General features: G+C 43.4%; 26 protein-coding genes. 2 read left to right on the top strand and 24 right to left on the bottom strand.

Translation table 11 applies throughout. The features are described 5' to 3' along the window. Window positions 1-3: 3 nt before the first annotated feature. The 21 genes from dxs to LOR49_RS16525 all read right to left on the bottom strand — a co-directional run bounded on the left by dxs (window position 4) and on the right by LOR49_RS16525 (window position 16,684). Complete coding sequence (gene dxs / locus LOR49_RS16625) at window positions 4-1,893, bottom strand: 1-deoxy-D-xylulose-5-phosphate synthase (protein WP_240378072.1); 1,890 nt, start codon at window positions 1,891-1,893, stop codon at window positions 4-6. A 27-nt stretch (window positions 1,894-1,920) separates the two neighbouring features. Next, window positions 1,921-2,505 carry a hypothetical protein gene (locus LOR49_RS16620; protein WP_240378071.1) on the bottom strand — a complete coding sequence of 195 codons (585 nt, stop codon included), beginning with the start codon at window positions 2,503-2,505 and terminating at the stop codon, window positions 1,921-1,923. A gap of 933 nt (window positions 2,506-3,438) precedes the next feature. Then, window positions 3,439-4,320 (bottom strand): polyprenyl synthetase family protein, encoded by an 882-nt coding sequence (locus tag LOR49_RS16615; protein ID WP_240378070.1) that lies wholly within the window; start codon window positions 4,318-4,320, stop codon window positions 3,439-3,441. A 3-nt stretch (window positions 4,321-4,323) separates the two neighbouring features. Next, window positions 4,324-4,566, bottom strand: coding sequence for an exodeoxyribonuclease VII small subunit (gene xseB / locus LOR49_RS16610; protein WP_240378069.1), 243 nt, complete (start codon window positions 4,564-4,566; stop codon window positions 4,324-4,326). A gap of 2 nt (window positions 4,567-4,568) precedes the next feature. After that, complete coding sequence (xseA, locus tag LOR49_RS16605) at window positions 4,569-5,963, bottom strand: exodeoxyribonuclease VII large subunit (RefSeq protein ID WP_240378068.1); 1,395 nt, start codon at window positions 5,961-5,963, stop codon at window positions 4,569-4,571. Beyond that, window positions 5,960-6,826, bottom strand: a complete 867-nt coding sequence (gene folD, locus LOR49_RS16600) for a bifunctional methylenetetrahydrofolate dehydrogenase/methenyltetrahydrofolate cyclohydrolase FolD (protein WP_240378067.1) — start codon at window positions 6,824-6,826, stop codon at window positions 5,960-5,962. The genes xseA and folD overlap by 4 nt, the downstream gene beginning before the upstream one ends. A 17-nt stretch (window positions 6,827-6,843) precedes the next feature. Next, window positions 6,844-7,239 (bottom strand): transcription antitermination factor NusB, encoded by a 396-nt coding sequence (gene nusB / locus LOR49_RS16595; RefSeq protein ID WP_240378066.1) that lies wholly within the window; start codon window positions 7,237-7,239, stop codon window positions 6,844-6,846. A gap of 122 nt (window positions 7,240-7,361) precedes the next feature. After that, window positions 7,362-7,757 carry an Asp23/Gls24 family envelope stress response protein gene (locus LOR49_RS16590; protein WP_240378065.1) on the bottom strand — a complete coding sequence of 132 codons (396 nt, stop codon included), beginning with the start codon at window positions 7,755-7,757 and terminating at the stop codon, window positions 7,362-7,364. 34 nt (window positions 7,758-7,791) lie between these two features. Continuing rightward, window positions 7,792-8,184 carry a hypothetical protein gene (locus tag LOR49_RS16585; protein ID WP_240378064.1) on the bottom strand — a complete coding sequence of 131 codons (393 nt, stop codon included), beginning with the start codon at window positions 8,182-8,184 and terminating at the stop codon, window positions 7,792-7,794. A 161-nt stretch (window positions 8,185-8,345) separates the two neighbouring features. Continuing rightward, window positions 8,346-8,954 (bottom strand): SpoIIIAH-like family protein, encoded by a 609-nt coding sequence (locus LOR49_RS16580; RefSeq protein WP_240378063.1) that lies wholly within the window; start codon window positions 8,952-8,954, stop codon window positions 8,346-8,348. 2 nt (window positions 8,955-8,956) lie between these two features. After that, window positions 8,957-9,616 carry a stage III sporulation protein AG gene (gene spoIIIAG, locus LOR49_RS16575; RefSeq protein WP_240378062.1) on the bottom strand — a complete coding sequence of 220 codons (660 nt, stop codon included), beginning with the start codon at window positions 9,614-9,616 and terminating at the stop codon, window positions 8,957-8,959. Then, window positions 9,616-10,251 (bottom strand): stage III sporulation protein AF, encoded by a 636-nt coding sequence (gene spoIIIAF, locus LOR49_RS16570; RefSeq protein WP_240378061.1) that lies wholly within the window; start codon window positions 10,249-10,251, stop codon window positions 9,616-9,618. The genes spoIIIAG and spoIIIAF overlap by 1 nt, the downstream gene beginning before the upstream one ends. A gap of 6 nt (window positions 10,252-10,257) precedes the next feature. Further along, entirely contained in the window at window positions 10,258-11,460 is a 1,203-nt protein-coding gene (gene spoIIIAE / locus LOR49_RS16565; RefSeq protein WP_240378060.1) for a stage III sporulation protein AE, read from the bottom strand. 12 nt (window positions 11,461-11,472) lie between these two features. After that, window positions 11,473-11,868, bottom strand: a complete 396-nt coding sequence (gene spoIIIAD / locus LOR49_RS16560) for a stage III sporulation protein AD (protein WP_240378089.1) — start codon at window positions 11,866-11,868, stop codon at window positions 11,473-11,475. Between the two features lie 15 nt (window positions 11,869-11,883). Beyond that, complete coding sequence (gene spoIIIAC, locus LOR49_RS16555; RefSeq protein ID WP_240378059.1) at window positions 11,884-12,087, bottom strand: stage III sporulation protein AC; 204 nt, start codon at window positions 12,085-12,087, stop codon at window positions 11,884-11,886. A gap of 48 nt (window positions 12,088-12,135) precedes the next feature. Further along, window positions 12,136-12,648: a stage III sporulation protein SpoIIIAB gene (spoIIIAB, locus tag LOR49_RS16550; RefSeq protein WP_240378058.1), complete on the bottom strand. Its 513-nt coding sequence runs from the start codon at window positions 12,646-12,648 to the stop codon at window positions 12,136-12,138. Continuing rightward, a complete protein-coding gene (gene spoIIIAA, locus LOR49_RS16545) occupies window positions 12,645-13,568 on the bottom strand; it encodes a stage III sporulation protein AA (RefSeq protein ID WP_240378057.1) in 924 nt (307 codons plus the stop codon). The genes spoIIIAB and spoIIIAA overlap by 4 nt, the downstream gene beginning before the upstream one ends. A gap of 458 nt (window positions 13,569-14,026) precedes the next feature. After that, the gene (efp, locus tag LOR49_RS16540; protein ID WP_240378056.1) at window positions 14,027-14,584 is read right to left on the bottom strand and encodes an elongation factor P; all 558 of its coding nucleotides are present in this window, start codon (window positions 14,582-14,584) and stop codon (window positions 14,027-14,029) included. Between the two features lie 41 nt (window positions 14,585-14,625). Continuing rightward, window positions 14,626-15,702, bottom strand: a complete 1,077-nt coding sequence (locus LOR49_RS16535) for a M24 family metallopeptidase (protein ID WP_240378055.1) — start codon at window positions 15,700-15,702, stop codon at window positions 14,626-14,628. Further along, complete coding sequence (aroQ, locus tag LOR49_RS16530; RefSeq protein WP_240378054.1) at window positions 15,689-16,129, bottom strand: type II 3-dehydroquinate dehydratase; 441 nt, start codon at window positions 16,127-16,129, stop codon at window positions 15,689-15,691. Before aroQ ends, LOR49_RS16535 begins: the two co-directional genes overlap by 14 nt. Window positions 16,130-16,225: 96 nt before the next feature. After that, window positions 16,226-16,684, bottom strand: a complete 459-nt coding sequence (locus tag LOR49_RS16525; protein WP_240378053.1) for a YqhR family membrane protein — start codon at window positions 16,682-16,684, stop codon at window positions 16,226-16,228. Between the two features lie 310 nt (window positions 16,685-16,994). Between LOR49_RS16525 and LOR49_RS16520 the strand changes: the two genes are divergently transcribed. Then, window positions 16,995-17,387 carry a tripartite tricarboxylate transporter TctB family protein gene (locus LOR49_RS16520; RefSeq protein WP_240378052.1) on the top strand — a complete coding sequence of 131 codons (393 nt, stop codon included), beginning with the start codon at window positions 16,995-16,997 and terminating at the stop codon, window positions 17,385-17,387. Window positions 17,388-17,446: 59 nt separating this feature from the next. Next, window positions 17,447-18,235 carry a phosphatase PAP2 family protein gene (locus LOR49_RS16515; protein ID WP_240378051.1) on the top strand — a complete coding sequence of 263 codons (789 nt, stop codon included), beginning with the start codon at window positions 17,447-17,449 and terminating at the stop codon, window positions 18,233-18,235. A gap of 8 nt (window positions 18,236-18,243) precedes the next feature. Here the strand turns inward: LOR49_RS16515 and LOR49_RS16510 are convergent, their stop codons facing one another. The 3 genes from LOR49_RS16510 to LOR49_RS16500 all read right to left on the bottom strand — a co-directional run. Next, window positions 18,244-19,134: a patatin-like phospholipase family protein gene (locus LOR49_RS16510; protein WP_240378050.1), complete on the bottom strand. Its 891-nt coding sequence runs from the start codon at window positions 19,132-19,134 to the stop codon at window positions 18,244-18,246. Window positions 19,135-19,315: 181 nt separating this feature from the next. Beyond that, window positions 19,316-19,744 carry a transcriptional regulator MntR gene (gene mntR, locus LOR49_RS16505; protein ID WP_240378049.1) on the bottom strand — a complete coding sequence of 143 codons (429 nt, stop codon included), beginning with the start codon at window positions 19,742-19,744 and terminating at the stop codon, window positions 19,316-19,318. 225 nt (window positions 19,745-19,969) lie between these two features. Beyond that, on the bottom strand, window positions 19,970-20,161 hold a 192-nt coding region (locus tag LOR49_RS16500; RefSeq protein ID WP_240378048.1), incomplete at its 5' end, for a hypothetical protein.

Below are 20,161 nucleotides of genomic sequence, written 5' to 3'. Positions count from 1 at the left end.
GGACTAAGCCCTCTGCTGTTTTGTCGGAAGCAGGGAATGAACTTTTTTCATAACGGCATCTGCTGTTAAGCCAATTTCTTCATACAGCTCTGGAACGCTTCCGTGTTCGATATAGCGATCCGGTACACCTAACCGCTCGATTACCATCCGGTGATGTCCGTTATCGTGAAAATATTCCATGACTGCACTGCCGAAGCCTCCCTGTAGAATTGCTTCTTCCATTGTTAAAATCGGCTGCTTTTCTGCAGCTAATTCCTCGAGCAATTCTTCATCAAGTGGTTTAGCAGAACAGGCGTTGATAACTTGGACATTTACATGCTCATCCGCTAAACGTGCAGCAGCTTCATGAGCGACGGGTAGCATCGTTCCAAAAGTCAGGATCGTCGCGTCCCTTCCTTCTTTCTCAACATGCCATTTACCGATTTCTACTTCTTTTAACTCCTTGTCCATTTCCACTCCGGACCCGTTACCACGCGGATAGCGGACAGCAATCGGCCCGCCGTCGTACTGAATAGCGGTGTATATCATGTGTTGCAGCTCGTTTTCGTCTTTTGGCATTAAGATCTTCATATTTGGAAGATGACGCATGTAAGCAATATCAAATACGCCTTGATGTGTTTCGCCATCTGCTCCAACTAAACCGGCACGGTCAATGGCGAAAACCACATTCAGATTCTGCCGGCAAACATCATGGACTAACTGATCATAGCCACGTTGTAAAAATGTGGAGTACACAGCAAATACCGGCTTCATCCCTTGCGCTGCAAGACCGCCCGCCATCGTAGTCGCATGTTGTTCAGCAATACCCACGTCAAACATTCTGTCTGGAAAGACCGCTCCGAACTTGTCTAGTTTCGTGCCTCCCGGCATAGCAGCTGTAAGTGCCACGACACGGTCATCACGGTGAGCAATTTTTTGCAGTGTATTGCTGAAAACAGCGCTGTATGCAGGAGGTCCCGGTTTTTTCACGACTTCTCCGGACTCTATTTTATAAGGACCGAGGCCGTGCCACGTACCGAGTGCATCGTTTTCTGCAGGTGCATAGCCCTTCCCTTTTTTAGTAAGGACATGGACAATGACCGGACCTTTTGTATCACGGGCGTATTTCATGTTGGACATAAGATCATCCAAATCATGGCCGTCTACTGGTCCTAAATAAGTGAAGCCAAGCTCCTCGAAAAACATCCCCGAGACAAGCAAGTACTTCAAGCTATCCTTGACACGCTCGGCAGTTGATGCTAATCTGCCGCCAAAAGCAGGTATTTTCTTAATTAAAAATTCAATGTCGTCTTTTACCTTTTGGTACTTACCGGCAGTCCGCAGGCGCCCAAGCATGCTATGAAGCGCACCAACATTCGGGGCAATCGACATTTCATTATCATTTAAAATGATTGTTAAATCCGTTTGCTCGTGGCCGATATGGTTCAATGCTTCGAGTGCCATTCCGCCAGTAAGAGCACCATCCCCGATAATCGCCGCTACTTTTTCATCTGTTTTTTTAAGATCACGGGCAACGGCCATCCCCATCGCCGCCGAAAGGGAAGTGGAACTGTGTCCTGTTTCCCAGCAATCGTGATCGCTTTCATTTCGTTTCGGAAACCCACACAATCCTTGATATTTCCGCAACGTATCAAACTGACCCGCTCTCCCTGTTAAGATTTTATGGACATAAGCCTGATGGCCAACATCCCAAATCAACTTGTCATGGGGGGTTTGATAAAGAGAATGAAGAACGAGCGTTAATTCCACGACACCGAGGTTAGGACCAAGGTGCCCACCTGTAACGGATAAATTTTGAATAAGGAAATCTCTTATGTCTGCTGCAAGCTCTTCTAACTCTTTAAAATTGCAGCGTTTTACAAATTCAGGGTCTTTAATTTGTTTTAAATCCATGAAGCAGAAGCCTCACTTTCAATCGTTTTACGCTTTTGGTTTCTTTGAAGATTTTCTATTCAACAGTGATATCTTTAATTTGCCTTCTAAAAAATACAATAAACGCCCAACCTGAAAGATAATTGACGTAGATTGTGAAATAGCAAACGTTTTTCCGATTGCCTTGCCTCCGACTGTCAGTGCGGCTACGAGAGCAGTGAAGATAACATTTACGGTGAATTGAAATCCACCGCCCTCTGCACCGACTGCAAGTGTCAATTGTAAAACGACGGCTGAAGCCGCCGTTCCACTAACAACGCCGGAGATGTCACCAATGACATCTGCGCAAAAGTTCGCTACCTTGTCCGCATTGCGGGTGATCAGCATTGCCTGATACCCTCCTGGAATTTTCTTAGCTGCCATCGAATGAAAAGGTTGTTCAGGAGCTGCCGTTGCTGCCACCCCAATGATATCAAAGATTACCCCGATACACACAATGAAAAACACAATGACCATACCAAGTGCCCAGCCCGCACCGGCAAGTACAGCAGTCGAAACAATTGTAAAAATAGCCGCTAACACCAAGGTGATAACGGCAATGAATATACTCCAGCGTATTGAATTTTTCCACATAATTTTTAAAATCACCTAATATTTTTCTCAGGATATCGCACAATAATGTATGTAGGACATCGGATGGTCGATAAAAACGTAAACATTGTGTCTTAGGTCCAGTAGGTTTTCCCAGTCGTTTACCAAAGCGTCGCCACTTTGGCAGTTACCTTTTAAAAACGACTTGATGCTGTCGCCAGACATCAGACTGGATTACCACTTAGTACACACTGCAATCCGCATTTATCGTCAAGATGAACAGTCTAGGAGCTTTCCTCAGCAATTCCGTGCCACTCTCTTAGCCTCTTTTGCAGAGCAGGTTTCAGGTATGAAGAAGAAAACCGTTGGCCGACGGAATAACTTCCAGTTGATTACCTTCCCCGCTGCTCCACTCAAGGCAGGCTACGCTGCAGCCAGACCTTTCCTCGGCCTGCCATGCAGGTCTTACCTCGCCACGTGAGATCATACAGCTTATCTCCGTAGGCAAGGCCTCCGCGGCGAAAGGGTTCACGCCCACATGCCATTGTGGATCGCCCTTAACGCCTTTACTCCCAACATCGACCCAAGGCTGGGCGCCTCGAGCCGACACCAGGAACTTCATCGATGTGCCCTTTAGCGGATTTTTAGGCCCGCCCTCGAGAATGGAGAATTGACTAGAATACTGCACCATCCGATGTTTTGTAATGTTATTATACCATGAATTAAATCAATAGCACAAATACGAAAAGTAAACACATACAGAGTCAATTTCTTAATTCACGTACAGTTATTGGAATCCGAACTATTCGTGTATACCATAGATCGGATGATTTCCACCGCAAGCGGACGCTTTACGTTACAACCAACACCAGCTATATAAGAAAAAACGAATAGTCTATCCTTTTCTTATCTATTATTGTTCGTGTTTACTATCTAAATAAGCACTTTTGAAATTGACCCATACAAGCAAGAGATTTAATGGGTACGGTTCATGATATAGGAAATAAATGAATCGAGCAGTTCTGTATTTCCGGAAATGGAGTGTAATGACTCTCTCGCCTTTTCGGCGTGAAAAATGAGCTTTTCTTTTGCTCCAGCAAGTGTGAGAAGACGAGGGTACGTGCTCTTCATTTTCCCTTCATCACTTCCAGCTGGCTTTCCCATTGTTTCAGAGTCACCTTCCACGTCCAGGATGTCATCTTTAATCTGAAATAGAAGGCCGAGATGCTTAGAAAATGAGCGTAGCGAGCGGATGTCTTCTTCCGGGGCGTCGCTAACGATAGCTCCGCTTATGATGGCATACGTAATGAGCGCTCCCGTTTTATGATGATGGATCATTTCCAATTCGGCAAGCTGCAGATCTTTTCCTTCGCCGGCTAAGTCTGACACCTGACCGCCAACCATGCCCTCAGCCCCGGACGCCTTAGCTAATTCAACTATAAGATTTGTTTTCTTTGATTCTGTTACATGTTGAAGGGAGCCAATTAATTCAAATGCTCTCGTCAAGAGAGCATCACCCGCTAATATCGCCACCGCTTCTCCATATACTTTATGATTTGTTAATTGTCCGCGCCGGTAATCATCATCATCCATTGCCGGCAAATCATCGTGGATCAAGGAATACGTATGCACCAATTCGTGAGCACACGCCGCCACGTAATCACTATTCGTAATGTCGCGGTAAGACTCGATAACAGCAAGTGTTAGAAGCGGACGCACTCTTTTTCCACCAGCATGGACAGAATAAAGCATGGCCTCTTTTAACATTTCCGGACAGTCTAGATTTTCTAACAGGGCAGGGAGCTGCCTGTCTATCTCTTGTCGCTGTTTTTCCATAAAACGTTTAAATTCTTCCATTACTCACTCTTCTTCCTCTCCGTTTACCAGCGGTTTTATCTCACCGTCTTCACCTATCATTCTGTCCATTTGTTTTTCCACACGTTGCAATTTCGTGTGACAAACGTGAGACAAATTCATTCCCTCCTGGTACATTGCAATCGCTTTTTCCAAGGGTACTTCCCCTTCTTCCAGTTTCTCGACAATCTTTTCTAGCTTTGCCATGGCATCCTCAAATGATACTTCATCCCTGTGCTGTTCTTCCATCCTCACAACCTCCCTTCGTTGTTTTTATTTTGTGGATCAGCAAAAAACGTAACTTCTGAGACAGTCGTGACTTTTGCGTGGATCGTGCCATCTTCTACTTGAAGCGCCAGTTTATCGTTATCTTCCACTTGTTTAATAGACTTCACAAGTTCTTTTTCCTCCGTGTAGACGGCAGCGTACCCGCGCTGGATAATGTTCAAAGGATTAAGAAGCTCAAGCTTTTGAAGAAGGTGGCGGTAATGATTCGTTTTCTCTCGTAAATAACGTGTCATCGCCGCATTTGTTGCATCGTGCAGCTGAGCGGTGTTCTTTTTCTCTGTTGACAGCACATGGGACGGATGCTGGCGTATTAGGCGCTCGTGTAATTGGGCAAGGCGCTCTTTATACCCTTCCCGTTTATAACGCAGTGCTTTTTGCATTCTTTCAAGGAGCCTGTCCAATTCTTGTTCTTTCTGCTCCAATAAGCGGGATGGATATCGAAAGGCATAGGACCGTCCCAAGCGGTTCAGCTTCTCTTGTTCTCGGGACAGTTTTTCCCGGACTGCACGGTCTAATCGGGAGAAGAGCTGCGACACCTCTTTATCTAATTCACTTAGAACAGGTACGGCGAGTTCAGCTGCTGCAGTGGGGGTGGCTGCCCGGACGTCCGCGATAAAATCACTGATCGTGAAATCTGTCTCATGGCCGACGGCTGAAATTGTCGGAATGGAAAGGGACGCAATCTTCCAAGCAACAACCTCTTCATTAAAGGCCCACAGCTCCTCAATGGAGCCGCCGCCTCTTCCGACAATCACGACGTCAAAGCCGCTCATTTTTTCTACCCGGTTTAATGCGGATACAATGGAAAAAGGTGCATCTTTCCCTTGAACCAGTACCGGGAATAACGTGATTTTCACAATGGGAAACCGCCGTTTTAAAGTCGTAATAATGTCCCTTATGGCAGCGCCCGTCGGTGATGTAATAACGGCAATTTCTTTTGGAAAAAAGGGAAGCGGTTTTTTGCGTTCCTCAGCGAACAATCCTTCTTTTTCTAATTTCTGTTTTAATTGTTCATACTGAATGTAAAGCTGGCCGATCCCGTCTGGTTCCATATCATTAACATACAGTTGGTATTGGCCAAAAGGCTCGTATACAGAAACGCGCCCCTTTATTAACACCTTCATTCCGTTCTCAGGTTCAAAACGGAGAAATTGGTTTTTCCCGGCAAACATCACGGCTGAGATTCTTGATTTTTCATCTTTTAGTGTAAAATACATATGTCCGCGGCTGTGACGCTTGAAATTCGAAATTTCTGCCCGCAGCCACACATTTTGCAGTCCTGATGCAACCTCAATCGTTTGTTTAATTTGGGTTGTCAGCTGAGAGACTGTACACCATCTCTCTCGGTCGTTTATCATGGCTTAAGTTGTTCTCTTTCTGCATGGTTTTTAGCTGATTGTAATGTATTGTAGAGAAGCATCGTTATCGTCATCGGCCCGACGCCGCCGGGAACAGGGGTTATGTATGATGCTTTTTCTTTCACCGCTTCGAAATCTACGTCACCGCACAACTTGCCGTTTTCTTTACGATTCATACCGACGTCAATAACGACGGCTCCTTCTTTTACGTGTTCCGCTTTTATAAATTCAGCACGCCCAATGGCAGCGATTAATATATCAGCCTGCGTGGTCATTTGTTGTAAATCAGCAGTTCTTGAATGACAGTAAGTAACGGTTGCATTTTCATTTAAAAGTAGCTGTCCGGCCGGCTTTCCAACAATATTGCTTCTGCCGACAATAACGGCATGCTTTCCTTCGACATCAATATTTTTGTATTTAAGCATTTGAATAATACCAAAAGGTGTGCAAGGAAGGAAGGCATCTTGTCCTGTCATCATCCGGCCGATATTGATAGGATGGAAACCGTCTACATCTTTTTCCGGAGAGATGCTTTCAATCACTTTCTTTTCTGAAATATGGTCAGGAAGAGGAAGCTGCACGAGTATACCGTGAATGGACGGGTTGTCGTTATAAGCTTCTACCATTTCTAATAAATCTGCTTCTGAGATACTATCCGGCAGCTCCTTTAACTCTGAGTAAATTCCGGCTTCCGCAGACGCCTTTTCCTTTCCTTTAACATAAGATCTTGATGCCGGGTTATCACCAACGAGGATAACTGCGAGACCCGGAACGATGACATCTTTCCATTCTTCCACTTCTTTTTTTATTTGGTCGCGCAGATTGGCAGCCACTTCTTTACCGCTGATAAGTTCTGCTGTCATACTGATCCACTCCTACATTATTTCTCATATTGTTTTAATATACTTGATAAAACGCCATTAACAAACTTTCCTGATTCCGCGCCGCCAAATGCCTTCGCAAGCTCGATAGCTTCATTCACACTAACGTGAAGCGGCACCTGTTCCATATACAACATCTCATGTACGGCATTTCGAATAATAGCCCTGTCTACATTTCCGACTCGCTCTAACGTCCAGTGATGCAAATGTTCTTTAATACGGGAATCTAATTCTTCTTTATGAGAGAGTGTCCCCTGAACGGAGTGCTTAAGAAAGTCATCCGCTGTCTCTCCTTCTTCCATTGTATTCGTCAGTGCTTCTTGCCAGGGGATATCCGTTAAATCCACTTGAAACAGTGTTTGGACAGCTCTGAGCCGTGCTAAACGTCGATTCATCCATTTTTCTCCTTTTTCATCTTGAGTGAACGTTGAAAAAGGCTGAACTGACAGCGCACAACTGCCAGCTATCTCCAGCCTTTCCCTAACATCAAGGGGCAGCCCCCCTTGTACTTTTTGACCTATTGTTCGGGTGCCTCTTCGCCATTATCAAATTGGATGCCAAGCACATGCACATTAATTGAATCAAGCGTGATAGAGGTCATGTTTTGCAGCGCCTGTTGGATGCTGTTTTGAATATTTCGCGCTACCTCTGGAACGGAGACCCCGTAGTTAAGAGTAACGGAGATATCAATTTTCACGCCGTCTTCTCCCAATTCCACTTTTACCCCTTTGCCGTGATTTTTGCGGCCAAGACGTTCGGCAACGTCAGTAGCAAAATTACCGCGTAATGAGTAAACTCCCTCGACTTCCGTAGTTGCGAGGCCTGCGATTACTTCAATGACTTCTGGTGATATTTCGATTTTCCCTAATTCATTCTTCTCCTCTTCTAAATCAACGATGCGATATTCGCTCACCTACTACACCCCCGCATTTTTTTCATAACAGCCTTTAATCATTTTCCTCCACATTACCTTCCTGTTCCAATTGTTCTTGCTCTGATTTTGCTTCTGCTTGTTTTTGAACATAGTCAAACTTATATTGACGGAAGACGGGATATTCGGATAGATTATCGGGGATTTTACCTGTTTCCAGCAAAATCAGCTTTACAATGTTTCGATTCCGGGCCATGTGGTATTTTTCACCATATTCATTTTCCTGCGTGAATTTTTTTAAGCTGTCATAATCTTCTTCCTGGATGGAAACGGTGTAAGCATTTTCACCTTCGCCGTATTCATGTGTAAAACCGACTTCAAATTCAACAATTTGAATCTGGTCGTTTTTCATATTGCGCGTCTGTTCCAAGACGGCTTTAGCGCCTTCTGTCAAGTCGGTCCATTCCATAAAAAACATCGCTCCTAACAACGAATTAACTCAAAATGTATGGTTTATTATAGCATGCTGACAGTTTTTTTTCATTATGCCCTTTTCAAGAGCATTTTGTCAGCCAACACAAAACAAAAAGCCTGTGAGCTGTTAACTCACAAGCAGGAATGAACGTAGGTTTATTTGCGGGCTGTCGGTTGGTGGCCGATCACGACATCGTTGACCCCCAAGTGTTCAGATGCCAACCGGTTCAATGTCACAGCATCCGCTCGTGAAAGTTCATCAGCCTGTACGATAATACGGGTGCTATCCTCACTTGCAATCACGACAGCATCATTATAGCCCTCTGATTGAATGAGGCTTTCGAGCACTCTCTCTTGCTGCTGGATTTCTTGCAGACGTTCTTTTTTCTCAAAAGCTTCACTCTTCTCGGCTGCTGTGAAATTCTCAGAAGCGATCGTATCTGTATACTCTTCCTGTAAACGGCTGCGAGATTCCTCTCTTTCTAAACGGAGCTCACTAAATAGATTGCTGCTTTCACTGGCTGTGCCTGCCTCTGCTTGATCGGTGCTGTCATTCTTGTCAGCCGGAGGTTCTGCCTCTTCTATCGTTGCTTCCATTTCTTCTTCAGAGAGCCACTCAATCCACTCCTCCTCTTCCATAGAAGCGGTTACTTCCCCAGTCTCCTCCTCCGCGACTTCTTTTGGCGCTGTAATATAGTAAACGGCAAGTACAATGGTTAAACTTAACATCGTCATGAGCCAAACCGTCTGTTTTTTTAATAGCATTATTATTCTCCTTTCCCCGTTTTTCTTGGTAACACTGATACTTTATGAGGCGGTATGTCTAGTGTCCTAGTCACTGCCTCGACAACCCATTCTTTTACTTTTAAGTTGTCTACTCCCTCTGCAACGACAAGCACCCCCCTTGCTTGTGGTTTTTTCGTGTACAGAAGAATAGGTTCTTCCTGATCTCCCTGCCTGACAATGACGATCTGTTCTTCTTTTGTGCCATCGTCTATTTCCCTTTTTCCTCCTTCGCTTTCTTCTTCAGAGGTTGTCTGCTGCCGGAGAATTGTATTTTTTTCATATACTTTTTCCTCCGTTCCTTGTAAATTGATCATTACGGAGACATGAGAGACACCTGATATATTTTCAAGCATGCTTTTAAGCCTGCTTTGTATCGCTTTTTCGATTTCTAACAAGTTACCGTCCACTCGAGAATTAGCCTTGGTTTGAATGACCTCTTGCTGATTGTTTTCTCTTTCCAGCCATTCTTTATCATCCGGATCGCTTCTTCCTTTGCCAATCGTTCCTGCTATCATAAGGATAATGCCAATCAGCAGAATGAATATGACATATAATGGAATGGCCTTCTTCCCGGAACGCTTCTCTTTCTTACCGAGCCATTGTCTCAGCCGATCTTGGATACTTTCCTGTTTATCCCCCATTAACCTCCCTCCTCGGTCATCTGGATCTGCAACTGTCCATCTTGCAGTCCCCATTCTTCTTCCAGGTACTCCTCTATTTCACGCTTGTCTTGTAAATGAGCATTACTGTTTACGTGTTCTTGATCATCATCTAGTTGAATGTGAACAGGCTCTATTTTCGTTTTTGTATTTTCTGTCCGTTCGTCTTGCTCATGTTTTTTAAGCAAGAGGTCTACTTTTATGTCTTCAGCACTGTTCCCCCTCTCGTTAATCTGATTCATTCGAATCTCGTCCACTTCCCACCCCCATCGTTCTATTAAGGTTCTTTCTACTTGTTCTTCAAGTTGCTCTCTTACCTGTTTAGAAATATATGCATCTTGTCCGTCTACTATTTCGTTTTTCTTATTATTTATTTCAGTTTCTAGTTTTTGCTCTTGAACGGTAAATGGAGAAAGCCTCTCCCACTGTTGTTCCCACTCCATACTCCCCTTGTTATTCCAAGCGACCAACGGCTCTATGATTAAAAGCATTAAAATGAAAGAGAGTACAAGACGGGCATACTTTTGTAATGAGGAAGAAGGCAGCAATATTTCTAATAGAAACGCTGCTAGTAAAAAAATAATGAGATTGCTCATCCAACCGTTGAAGAGCTCCACTATCTGTCACCTCACCATTAGAGAAATATTCCCGGATGCGACGATTAACGTCAGTGCCAGGAAAAACATAAAAGAAACAGCAGCCAGAGCAGCAAACATGGCTAAGACGGTTTTTCCAAGGGTTGATAACGCATCTAGAAGCTGTCCTTCGCCAAGAGGCTGGATAACCGCAGCCGTAAAATGAAAAATAAATCCAATAACCAATACCTTAATAGCCGGAAATGCACAGATAACAAATAGCACACCAGCCCCGGCAATTCCGACTGTATTTTTGAGAAGGACCGATGCACCTAATGCTGTGTCTGCGGCATCGGTAAACATACGGCCGATCACGGGGATAAAATTCCCTGCTAAAAATTTTGCAGTCCTGATCGTAATGCCGTCGGTCACCGCTGTCGTCACTCCTTGAACGGATATCACACCGAGAAAAATGGTAAAAAAAACAGCTAATATGCCCATCGCGCTATGACGAAGCAATTCTGCGAGCTTGGTGACTTTCACATGCTCATTCATATTACTTACAATACTGAGAACAGCTGATAGAAAAAGAAGCGGCAATATCACGTGTTGAATCAAAACACCACTCACTTGCACGAGCAGGATGACAAGCGGATGAAAGATTCCAGCTGAGACAATCGAACCGCTCGCTGCCAATAGAGCTAGTAAAAGCGGCAGTAAAGCAATCATAAAATGCACCATGTTGGCGACAGTATCCTGCACATAGTCCATTGCTACATAAAAACTATTTAACGCAATGACAATAAGAATAACGAAAATCACCGCGTATGCGGCCTTACTGACAGCTTCTCGTTCAAAGGCATTTTGCAAAGCTTTTAATATAGCACTAAAAACTGCTAACAAAAGGAGTGTACCCATTAGTTGGCCATTGGCGACCACCTCATGAAATAGATACCGAAGGAAAGCCTGTCCCCACTGTTTGGGAGAAAATGAGAAATCTCCGTCTAAAAAATCTCGAAAAGAACCTTTTTGTGATTCTGGTAAAAAAGAGTTATATTCTCTAACAACTTTCTGCCAGTGCTCGCTGATTTGTTCGATATCTATTTTTTCGAGTTGCTTCCGTTTTATATCTTCTACCGATACGATGCTTTCTTCCGCCTCACTAGCAGCTTCCGTTGGGAACGAAAAACAAACGAGCCCTGCCGCCATCACCAATACCGTAAACAACAATTGCATTTTAATGTTCCGCATACATGTCCACCCTTAAGCGCTCCCTGGGAGAAGAGCGAGTACCGTTTCAATCAGCACTTGAAAAATTGGGATCGCGAGCATGATAATAACCATTTTTCCTGCAAGTTCTATTTTCGATGCGATTGAATCCTGCTCGGCATCACGGGCGATATGGGCACCGAATTCTGCTAAATAAGCAATGCCGATAATTTTAAGCAGCGTTTCGATATACATGCTCTTAATGCCGGCTTGTCCAGAAAGCGTACGTATTAATTCAACTGCTGACTGCAAAGGGGTTAAAATGAAAAGAAACATCATCGCCCCTGCAGCTAACGTAAGGGATAGAGCGATGACCGGCTTGTGTTCTTTAATAATAAGGATTAAAAAAGTGGCGATGAGACCGAAACCGACCAGCTGTACGATTTCTATAATCACCGCCCCCTATCACTGAAATAAAAAAACACTTCTAATTTTCTGAAATAAATCATCTATAATTGTCGCAACCATGTAGAGTACGACAACAAAACCTATCAAAGTGACCCAATGTGCCCAATCCTCTTTATCCATTTGTTTCAGCACCGTGTGAATCATCGCCACAATGATTCCAATCCCTGCTATTTGGAATATCGTATTCACGTCATAGGCCACGTCTATCCCTCTTTCCAACTCTCTCCTTTGAGAGTGCACATTCGTCCTCTAAATGAACAAAATAATTAGTAATAAGCCAGTTAAAAATCCAAGTGTTTTTGCCATTTTTTCATAGCGTGCCTGTTTATCTTTCGCTTCGTTTTCTTCTTTTTCTAAATGGATCATTGCTAAACGTATATGCTTTTGCTGCTGCATTTTCTCATGTTTACCAAGCGTTGTTCCAAACTGACGGAGAACTTCTCTTTCCTGCGGTCCGAGTGCTGTATACGGCCAGGTCGCATCCAAACTTTTCAGCCATGCTTGTTCGGCATCACGTTCGCCTTTTTTTAAGTAGTCTGCAAAATACATGAACAAGTAGGAGACAGGCACTGGAAGTTGTTCGCTAATTTTTTCACTAACGACGGGGAGTGGATTCATGCCATACATGATTTCCGCCTCAAAACTTTGCAAAGCAACTTTCAGTTGACGCAGTTGTCGCGGCCGAGCGGTTAACTTTTTTGCAATTTCAAAACCTGTCCACGTACAAGCCGTTACTATTAAAATTGCACCAAGCCAGCTCATATCTGTCCTTCCCGCTTCCAGATTCCGGCCTCCTCAACCACTGCGTTTATCGCTTTTCTCTCCCTATTCAATGTAACAATGTAGCGAAACACATTTTTATCCATTAATTCGCTAATAAGCGGTCGCCTCTTAATATCTGCTAACGAATTCCCATGAGCAGAGCAGATAACCGTTACACCAGCATGGACTGCTTCCATAATGGCTATAGCGTCTTCTCTCCTGCCAATTTCGTCGACAATGATAACTTCTGGGCTCATGGCACGTATCATCATCATCATACCCTCCGCTTTCGGACAGCCGTCCAGCACATCGGTTCTTCGCCCCACATGAAAAGCGGGAATACCTTGGTAACAGGCAGCTATCTCTGATCTTTCATCAACGACCGATACTTTTTTGGAAGGCCGACTACCGGACTCATCTCCATTGCTGATAGTCCTTGCTAAATCACGCAGAAGAGTGGTTTTTCCGGATTGTGGAGGTCCGATGATCAATGTATCGCCATACTCACCGTCGTATAGTTTGTTGATATAGGTCTCTGCCAATCCCTTGTGGTCAGTAGCTATCCGGATGTTCAAAAAACGGATATGCTTGACAGAGAGAATCTTTCCATTTTCCGCAACAACTTGTCCCCCCACGCCGACGCGGTGGCCGCCTCTGGTAGTGATAAATCCTTGCTTTAATTCTTCTTGAAAAGCATACATGGAGAACTCACTTAATTGATTAAATATATATTCAATGTCTTCCGCTGTCATGACATATAATTCCTTCGTTTTGAATCCTAAATACACTACTTCATCAGCTGTAATAACCTCAACAGGTGCATGTATACGAATGCGTATTTCTTCTGGAGACGAGTCCAACTCTGCGTTTTGAAACAGGGCACGCACATGGGGCGGCAGCAATACAAGAATATCTTCCATCTTCAACCTCCTTCTAATCGCCCTTTTGTACACCTTATTCAACTTTCAGCTATGTAGAACATGAATGAAGGAGCAACTCATCATTGTTTTTCTAAATCCAGAGGATGGAATTTCTACATGCTCTGTCTCGATTCTTCTCTACTTTATGAAAAAAAAAGCCTGATCTCTCTAGAGTTGATTGTCATTGCAATCAATCTATAAGAGAGTCAGGCTTCAGTAAAGGTTGATTTCCACTGCAGGCGGACGCTTTCACCTACAGGCACAAGAGCGACATCAGTTCGAGACTGCGCTTACGCTTGCTCTCACTGTGTCTTCTTTGCCGCGGGCATGGCCCCGCCTCGGGCCTACAGGATGTAGGTCATGCAACCGTTGCGATAGACGCTCGCGAACTTAGATTGTTTCCTTACCATCCGCTACCTACGGAGTCTCACTTCCGCAGAAAGTTGATTCACTTTCATTTACGCTCTTGAAACGTAATCTCCGCTTCTTGTATCAATGACGAGGGTATCGCCTTGGTTGATAAAGAAAGGAACTTGGACCGTATAGCCTGTTTCCAGGACAGCGGGTTTGGAACCACCGGATGCTGTATCTCCTTTAATACCAGGCTCTGTTTCAGTGACTTCTAATTTGACCGTGTTTGGTAATTCCACGCCAAGTGTCTCGGATCCGTAAGTCATAATTTGAACTTCCATATTTTCTTTCAAGAAATTGAGCTGGTATTCGATCTGTTTTGCTGATAGCTCTAATTGATCAAACGTTTCGTTATCCATAAACGTATACGTATCACCGCTTGTATAGAGAAACTGCATTTTTCGGCGTTCTACATGGGCCCGATTGACCTTTTCGCCCGCGCGGAACGTTTTCTCTTGAATGGCCCCAGAACGAAGACTGCGCAGCTTGGAGCGCACGAATGCGGCCCCTTTTCCTGGTTTCACATGTTGAAAATCCACCACTTGCCAAATATCATTATCTATTTCTACTGTAAGACCTGTTTTAAAATCATTTACTGAAATCATTGCATCTCCTCCAATAATTCAACTAGTATTTTTTTCCGGCTCTACTCGCCGACAACCATCAATTCCTTCGGTGAGTGGGTCAGCCTTTCGTTTCCGTTCTGCGTTATGACAATATCATCCTCAATCCGGGTTCCACCCGTGCCGGGTACATAAATTCCTGGTTCGACGGTGACGACCATCCCCGGTTCCAGAGCCTGTTTCCCTTTGGGTGAGACACGAGGACCTTCATGCACCTCCATGCCAAGCCCGTGACCAAGCCCATGGCCAAAATACTCGCCATACCCTTTTTCCGTAATATACTGCCTGGCTATTAAATCTGCCTCACTGCCCGTCATTCCTGGTTTGATTGCTTCCACTGCTTTTAACTGCGCTTCATACACACATGTATAAATATTATGGAGCTCAGCTGATGGCTCCCCGACAGCAACGGTTCTCGTGATATCCGAACAGTAGCCTTTGTAATAAGCCCCGTAATCCATTGTCACAAGTTCGCCTTTTTCGATCACTTTATCCGTTGCTACCCCATGTGGAAGTGCGCTTCTCCAGCCAGAGGCCACAATAATATCAAACGAAGAGGAGACTGCACCTTGTTTACGCATAAAAAACTCCAGTTCGTTACTAATTTCAAGTTCTGTTACTCCGGGTTTAAGAATCGTAGTTATATGTGTAAATGCCTGGTCTGCAACCTGTGCTGCTTCCTTTAATATGTCAAGCTCATCAGCATCTTTGTACATTCTCATTTGTTCTATCATACCGGCGGCAGGGAGCAAGTCAGCACCTATATGTTTCTGAAGACTTTCATAAGTGGCATATGTCGTGTACTCTTTCTCAAAAGCTAAGGAAGTGATTCCTGTTTTTTTGACAAGATTGCCGGCTTCTTCATAAAGGGAAGCAGTGTGCTTAACAATCTCAAATCCTATGCATTGTTCTTTTGCCTGCTCCATATATCGGAAGTCCGTAATGAAGAATGCGTCTTTTTCGGAAATCAGCAGGGCCCCGGAAGTGCCCGTAAATCCTGATAAATAGCGTCTATTCGTAGGGCTCTCGACTAAAATTGCATCTGCCTGAATGCTATGTAAATCTTTCCTTAATTGCTCAATTCGTTTATTCAATGACATCCTCTCCTATAAACGCTTCAAGCGCAAGTCTGTAACTGGCAAATCCGAAACCCGAAATCTGGCCGGACACAACCGGAGCAATAACAGAAGTATGTCTAAATGATTCCCGTCTGTAAATATTTGATAAATGGACTTCGATGATCTTCGTACGAATCGAAGCAGCTGCATCCCGGATCGCATAACTGTAATGCGTAAAGGCACCCGGGTTCAGAATAACTCCATCCGCTTCTTCATCAGCTTGATGCAGCCATTCGATAATTTGTCCTTCATAGTTAGACTGTCGGCACGTTAAAGCAATATGATGATGATCCGCTATCTTATGGAGCTGGTCATTTAAGGCTGAAAGTGTTTCTGAACCGTAAACGCCGGGCTCTCTTTTCCCCAACATATTTAAATTAGGACCATGTATCACGACTATTCTCTTCATGTCTCTTCCCCCACCATCCGCGCGTCCTTACACCAAAAGGGCCATTTCTGCTTTCTAATGAAATATTTTACCATAAGCAAAGTGCCGTTGAATAGGTTAAGCATCATTCTGTTGCATTTCATTAAATTCATAGGAGATGGAATAACCAATAAATACACCATATACTATAAACAAACATAGTGTAGTTGTAAGTGTTTTTTTGTTCATTTCCGCAACTGTTTCTAATCCAGGAAAAACAGGATGCAGTACATAAAAAACCATGACCCACAATAACAGGCCAAAAGCTCCTGCAATCCAAATAGATTCCCATTTTTGTAACAATAATCGGTATAGAAACGCAATACCGATTGATATAATACCAATAACGAGAATGCCGATGAGATGGCCAATATACGTATTTTTCCATTCCGGCAGTGCCCACGGCATAAGCGCGATCCCGGGGCCGACTTTAGTGAAGTGCAACAAGTAAAGGAAATAGCCGACAATGCTCCAAAATAATCCCCCGAACAGTCCAATACATAGTATTCTTTGATTATATGTCCATTGTTTTTCCATGATATCCCTCCAAACCTTAGTATGGAGCAAAATTGTTCTATTATACTTTTCAGTTTCATAAATCGGGTGTATTTTCTAAAAAAAGAGGGAAAGCTTTATTATATAGTATGGAGTCTAACAGGGCGAATTTAACAAAAGCATTTTTATGGAGATAACCAAAGTTTTAGTGTAAAATGGAAGTACCTAACAACTATTGATTATTATCAAGCATGGGTTTTTCAATCTTGACAACTCCATAAATTGCTGTCTTAACCGTACCGTAAACCTGTGAAGCTCCCCTAGAAGGCTATTACATTGCGGAGGTGATCCGATGTCCCGTCGCTCGGTTAACCCATTTTTGATTGTCATATTTGGTCTGGCAGCATTAGGTCTAGGTTATCAGCTTGTAACAAATCCATTAGGCTTAATAACCTACCTACTCGTCGGAACAGCTGTGGCTGTTGGGATATACTTTTTGTTTACCCGAGTTATCATGAAGCGTATGACAATGAATCAATACCGTAGTCAAGCGCGTCCCCAGTCAGGTGCGAGAAAATCCAGCACTCTCAATGCAAAACAACGAAAAATTATCAAGTCCCACCAAACAAAAAACAAGCCACCGAAAAAGCGCCCCTCTCGAGCTATCAATAAACGTCGAGATGATCATAATTTGACCGTTATTGAGGGGAAAAAGAACCGGAAAAAGAACCGGGCTCTTTTCTAACCTGAGCCCGGTTCTTTTTTCTTTTGTACTTTCTTTGTCTGTTAGAGAGGAGGCATAGCATGCTTTCAAGTTTAGCAGCCGACACCATTATTCTTTTAAGCAGCGATTGGTTTTTTTTAGCAGTCATTGCGTTATTATACTGGGTCATTGATAAGCACACGGCTTTTAAACTACTCGTTATCTTTGCGCTCACGTTATACGTTCACGAAGTTTTAATAAATTCATTTCCTGCTGGAACGCAGGCCACAAACAATCATGAAAGCTTCCTTGATCCTGCTAAGGAAGTCCAACTAGTTACCGCTTTTTGGGGTTTTTTAATCCCTGCGGTTAGCGATCGGCGTTTTACCATTTTATCCTGTGCTATTATTTCATTCACTGCTGTTTTTGCTTTTTTTAACAATTCTTATTCTTACCAGGATATTGTCGCTGCCCTTTTTTTAGGGGTTTTCATCGTTTTTATTGTTTATCGAACAATCGATTGGATAGGCGGCGTTCCAGAACCGATTGTTTTCTCTTTTTCCCTCGTTTTGCCATCAGCATTGTTACTTTTGTTTTCGGAAGGGGCTGTTTATTCCGGACTGCTTTTAGGAGTCGGTGCTGGTTACAGCTTGGAAAAAATAAAAAATCGAGTAAAAGTCTCGGGAACAGCAGTAAAAAAGACAGCTGCCGGGTTGCTTGGCTTAACGGGATTAATCCTGATTGCTTCGATAGGTAAATGGCTTCCTGATACTACATTAATACAGTTTTCACTTGCTGCCTTTCTCGGTCTGTGGATTACGTTCATCCAGCCGTTTATTGCTGTTACATTTGACTTATATGATCGAGAGGAAGATTTCCTGTCGTCTTGATAGACTTATTAGAAATGCCAGTTTTGAATAAATTCTTCTGTTTTATTCCTGCCAATCTTTATTAGGCTTTCTTTTTGTTCTTTCCTTAAATGGAACTGGGTACTTTTGATAATGTCGATAGGTATAAAAACAACATTTTGGGCATCGTTCTGACTAATATAGCGCAAATCATGAGCCTTCCTCATCGTTTCAAATAAAGAGTGAAATAGCTGTACGCCGTTTTTAATCACCGCCTTCTCCTTGTTCTCGAGGTCCGGAGATAGTTGAAAACCGATTACAGGACGCTTTGTTACTTTTTCGTTTCGGTCTTTATAGACCCACATGGGGAAATTGCTTAAAATGCCGCCGTCTACAATCACGCTTGCTTGCTTTTTTTGCGTTTTCAACCGTACAGGCTTAAAAAAGTATGGAAGTGTACAGCTCATTTTCACAGCACGTGCGACTGAGAAAGTTTCGATATTGTACCCATATTTGGGAAGATCATCTGGCAACGTTACAATCCTGCCATTTGTTAAATCAGAGGCGATAATGGTTAGTGAACCTCGCGGCAGATCTCCAAATGTATATACTTTTTTTCTGGCTAAGAGTGAGTGAATCCAATTCTCCAACCTGACTCCCTTGTATAAACCTAATCTCCAATAAACAGAAACCCAGGAAAACCAAGGTGCATACTGTGTTAACCTGTTTTTATCAAGCAAGTCTTCCGCGTCCAGCTGCATCATTATTTCGTAAAGTTCTTCTGCTGTGTAGCCTGCTTTTATAAGAGCCGCTATTAAACTTCCGGCACTCGTCCCTGCCGTCCTTTCCAATTCCCAACCTCTTTCCTCCATGACTTGGAGAGCTCCTATAAAAGCAAATGCCTTTACCCCTCCTCCGGCAAAAACACCGTCCAATTTCATAATCCTTCTCCATCCCACTTATAAACTTTATATAGATATTTTATGGTTTCTTGGAAGGATTGTGCGTTGGCTGATCAATCTCTCTATGGTGACCCGCTCTCACAGAGTGAACAAACAGAAAACCGGAACAAAAAAAACCGGCTCCTCCCTCTTTTTGGAGTGAACCAGTTGTTTAGCCTTGTTATGCTTGTTCCATTTCATTTTTTCTTTGTATATCCCTCAGCGTCTTTACTCTTTCCTCATTTTCTTCAAAATATTGCACAACGTCGCCAATACGATCAATCGCGTCCCAGCTTAAATGATGTTCAATACCCTCGACATCTTCATAAATATACTCTTTTTCGACCCCTATCAGTTCCAAAAAACCTTCAAGCAGTTCATGTCGGTAAACAAGCCGTTTACCGACCTTTTTTCCCTTAGCGGTCAAGACGAACCCCCGATATTTCTCGTAAATAACATATTCTTTCTTATCAAGTTTCTGTACCATCTTCGTAACGGACGAAGGGTGAACACTTAACGCTTCAGCGATATCGGAAACCCGGGCATAACCTTTTTCTTCTATTAATTCATAGATACGTTCCAAATAGTCCTCCATACTGGGGGTAGGCATACAGTATCCTCCAATACATATATTTGTAGCGTTTATTATCTTAAACATTATTGCATTAGATATAGTGTACCGTATTTTTTATACAATAACAATTAAAAGAGAATGGGAATATGGGGTTCTAGCGATCTTCACCACAGGCAAAAATGTTTCACTTGATCATTAAAAAGGAAAAAAAGCACTCTGGCTCTTTTTCCTTTGTTTTTCTATATGAGTCAATTTCATAAGTCAAGTACAGTTATTAGAACCCGAACTATTCGTGTATATACCATAGATCGGGATTTCCACTGCAGGCAGACGTTTTCCGCGGGCAACGCCTCGGGCCAACAGGATGTTGGTCACAAAGGCGTTGCCACAGGACGTGGCGATCTTAGCCTTTGTTCCTTCATCTCGTTTTGTAGGATTTTCGGACTCGTGCTG

It is taken from the genome of Bacillus piscicola (assembly GCF_022458745.1).
Classification (GTDB): domain Bacteria; phylum Bacillota; class Bacilli; order Bacillales; family Marinococcaceae; genus Alteribacillus_A; species Alteribacillus_A piscicola.
Note: the sequence above shows the minus strand (reverse complement) of the source record. Positions and strands in the feature narration are given on the sequence as shown.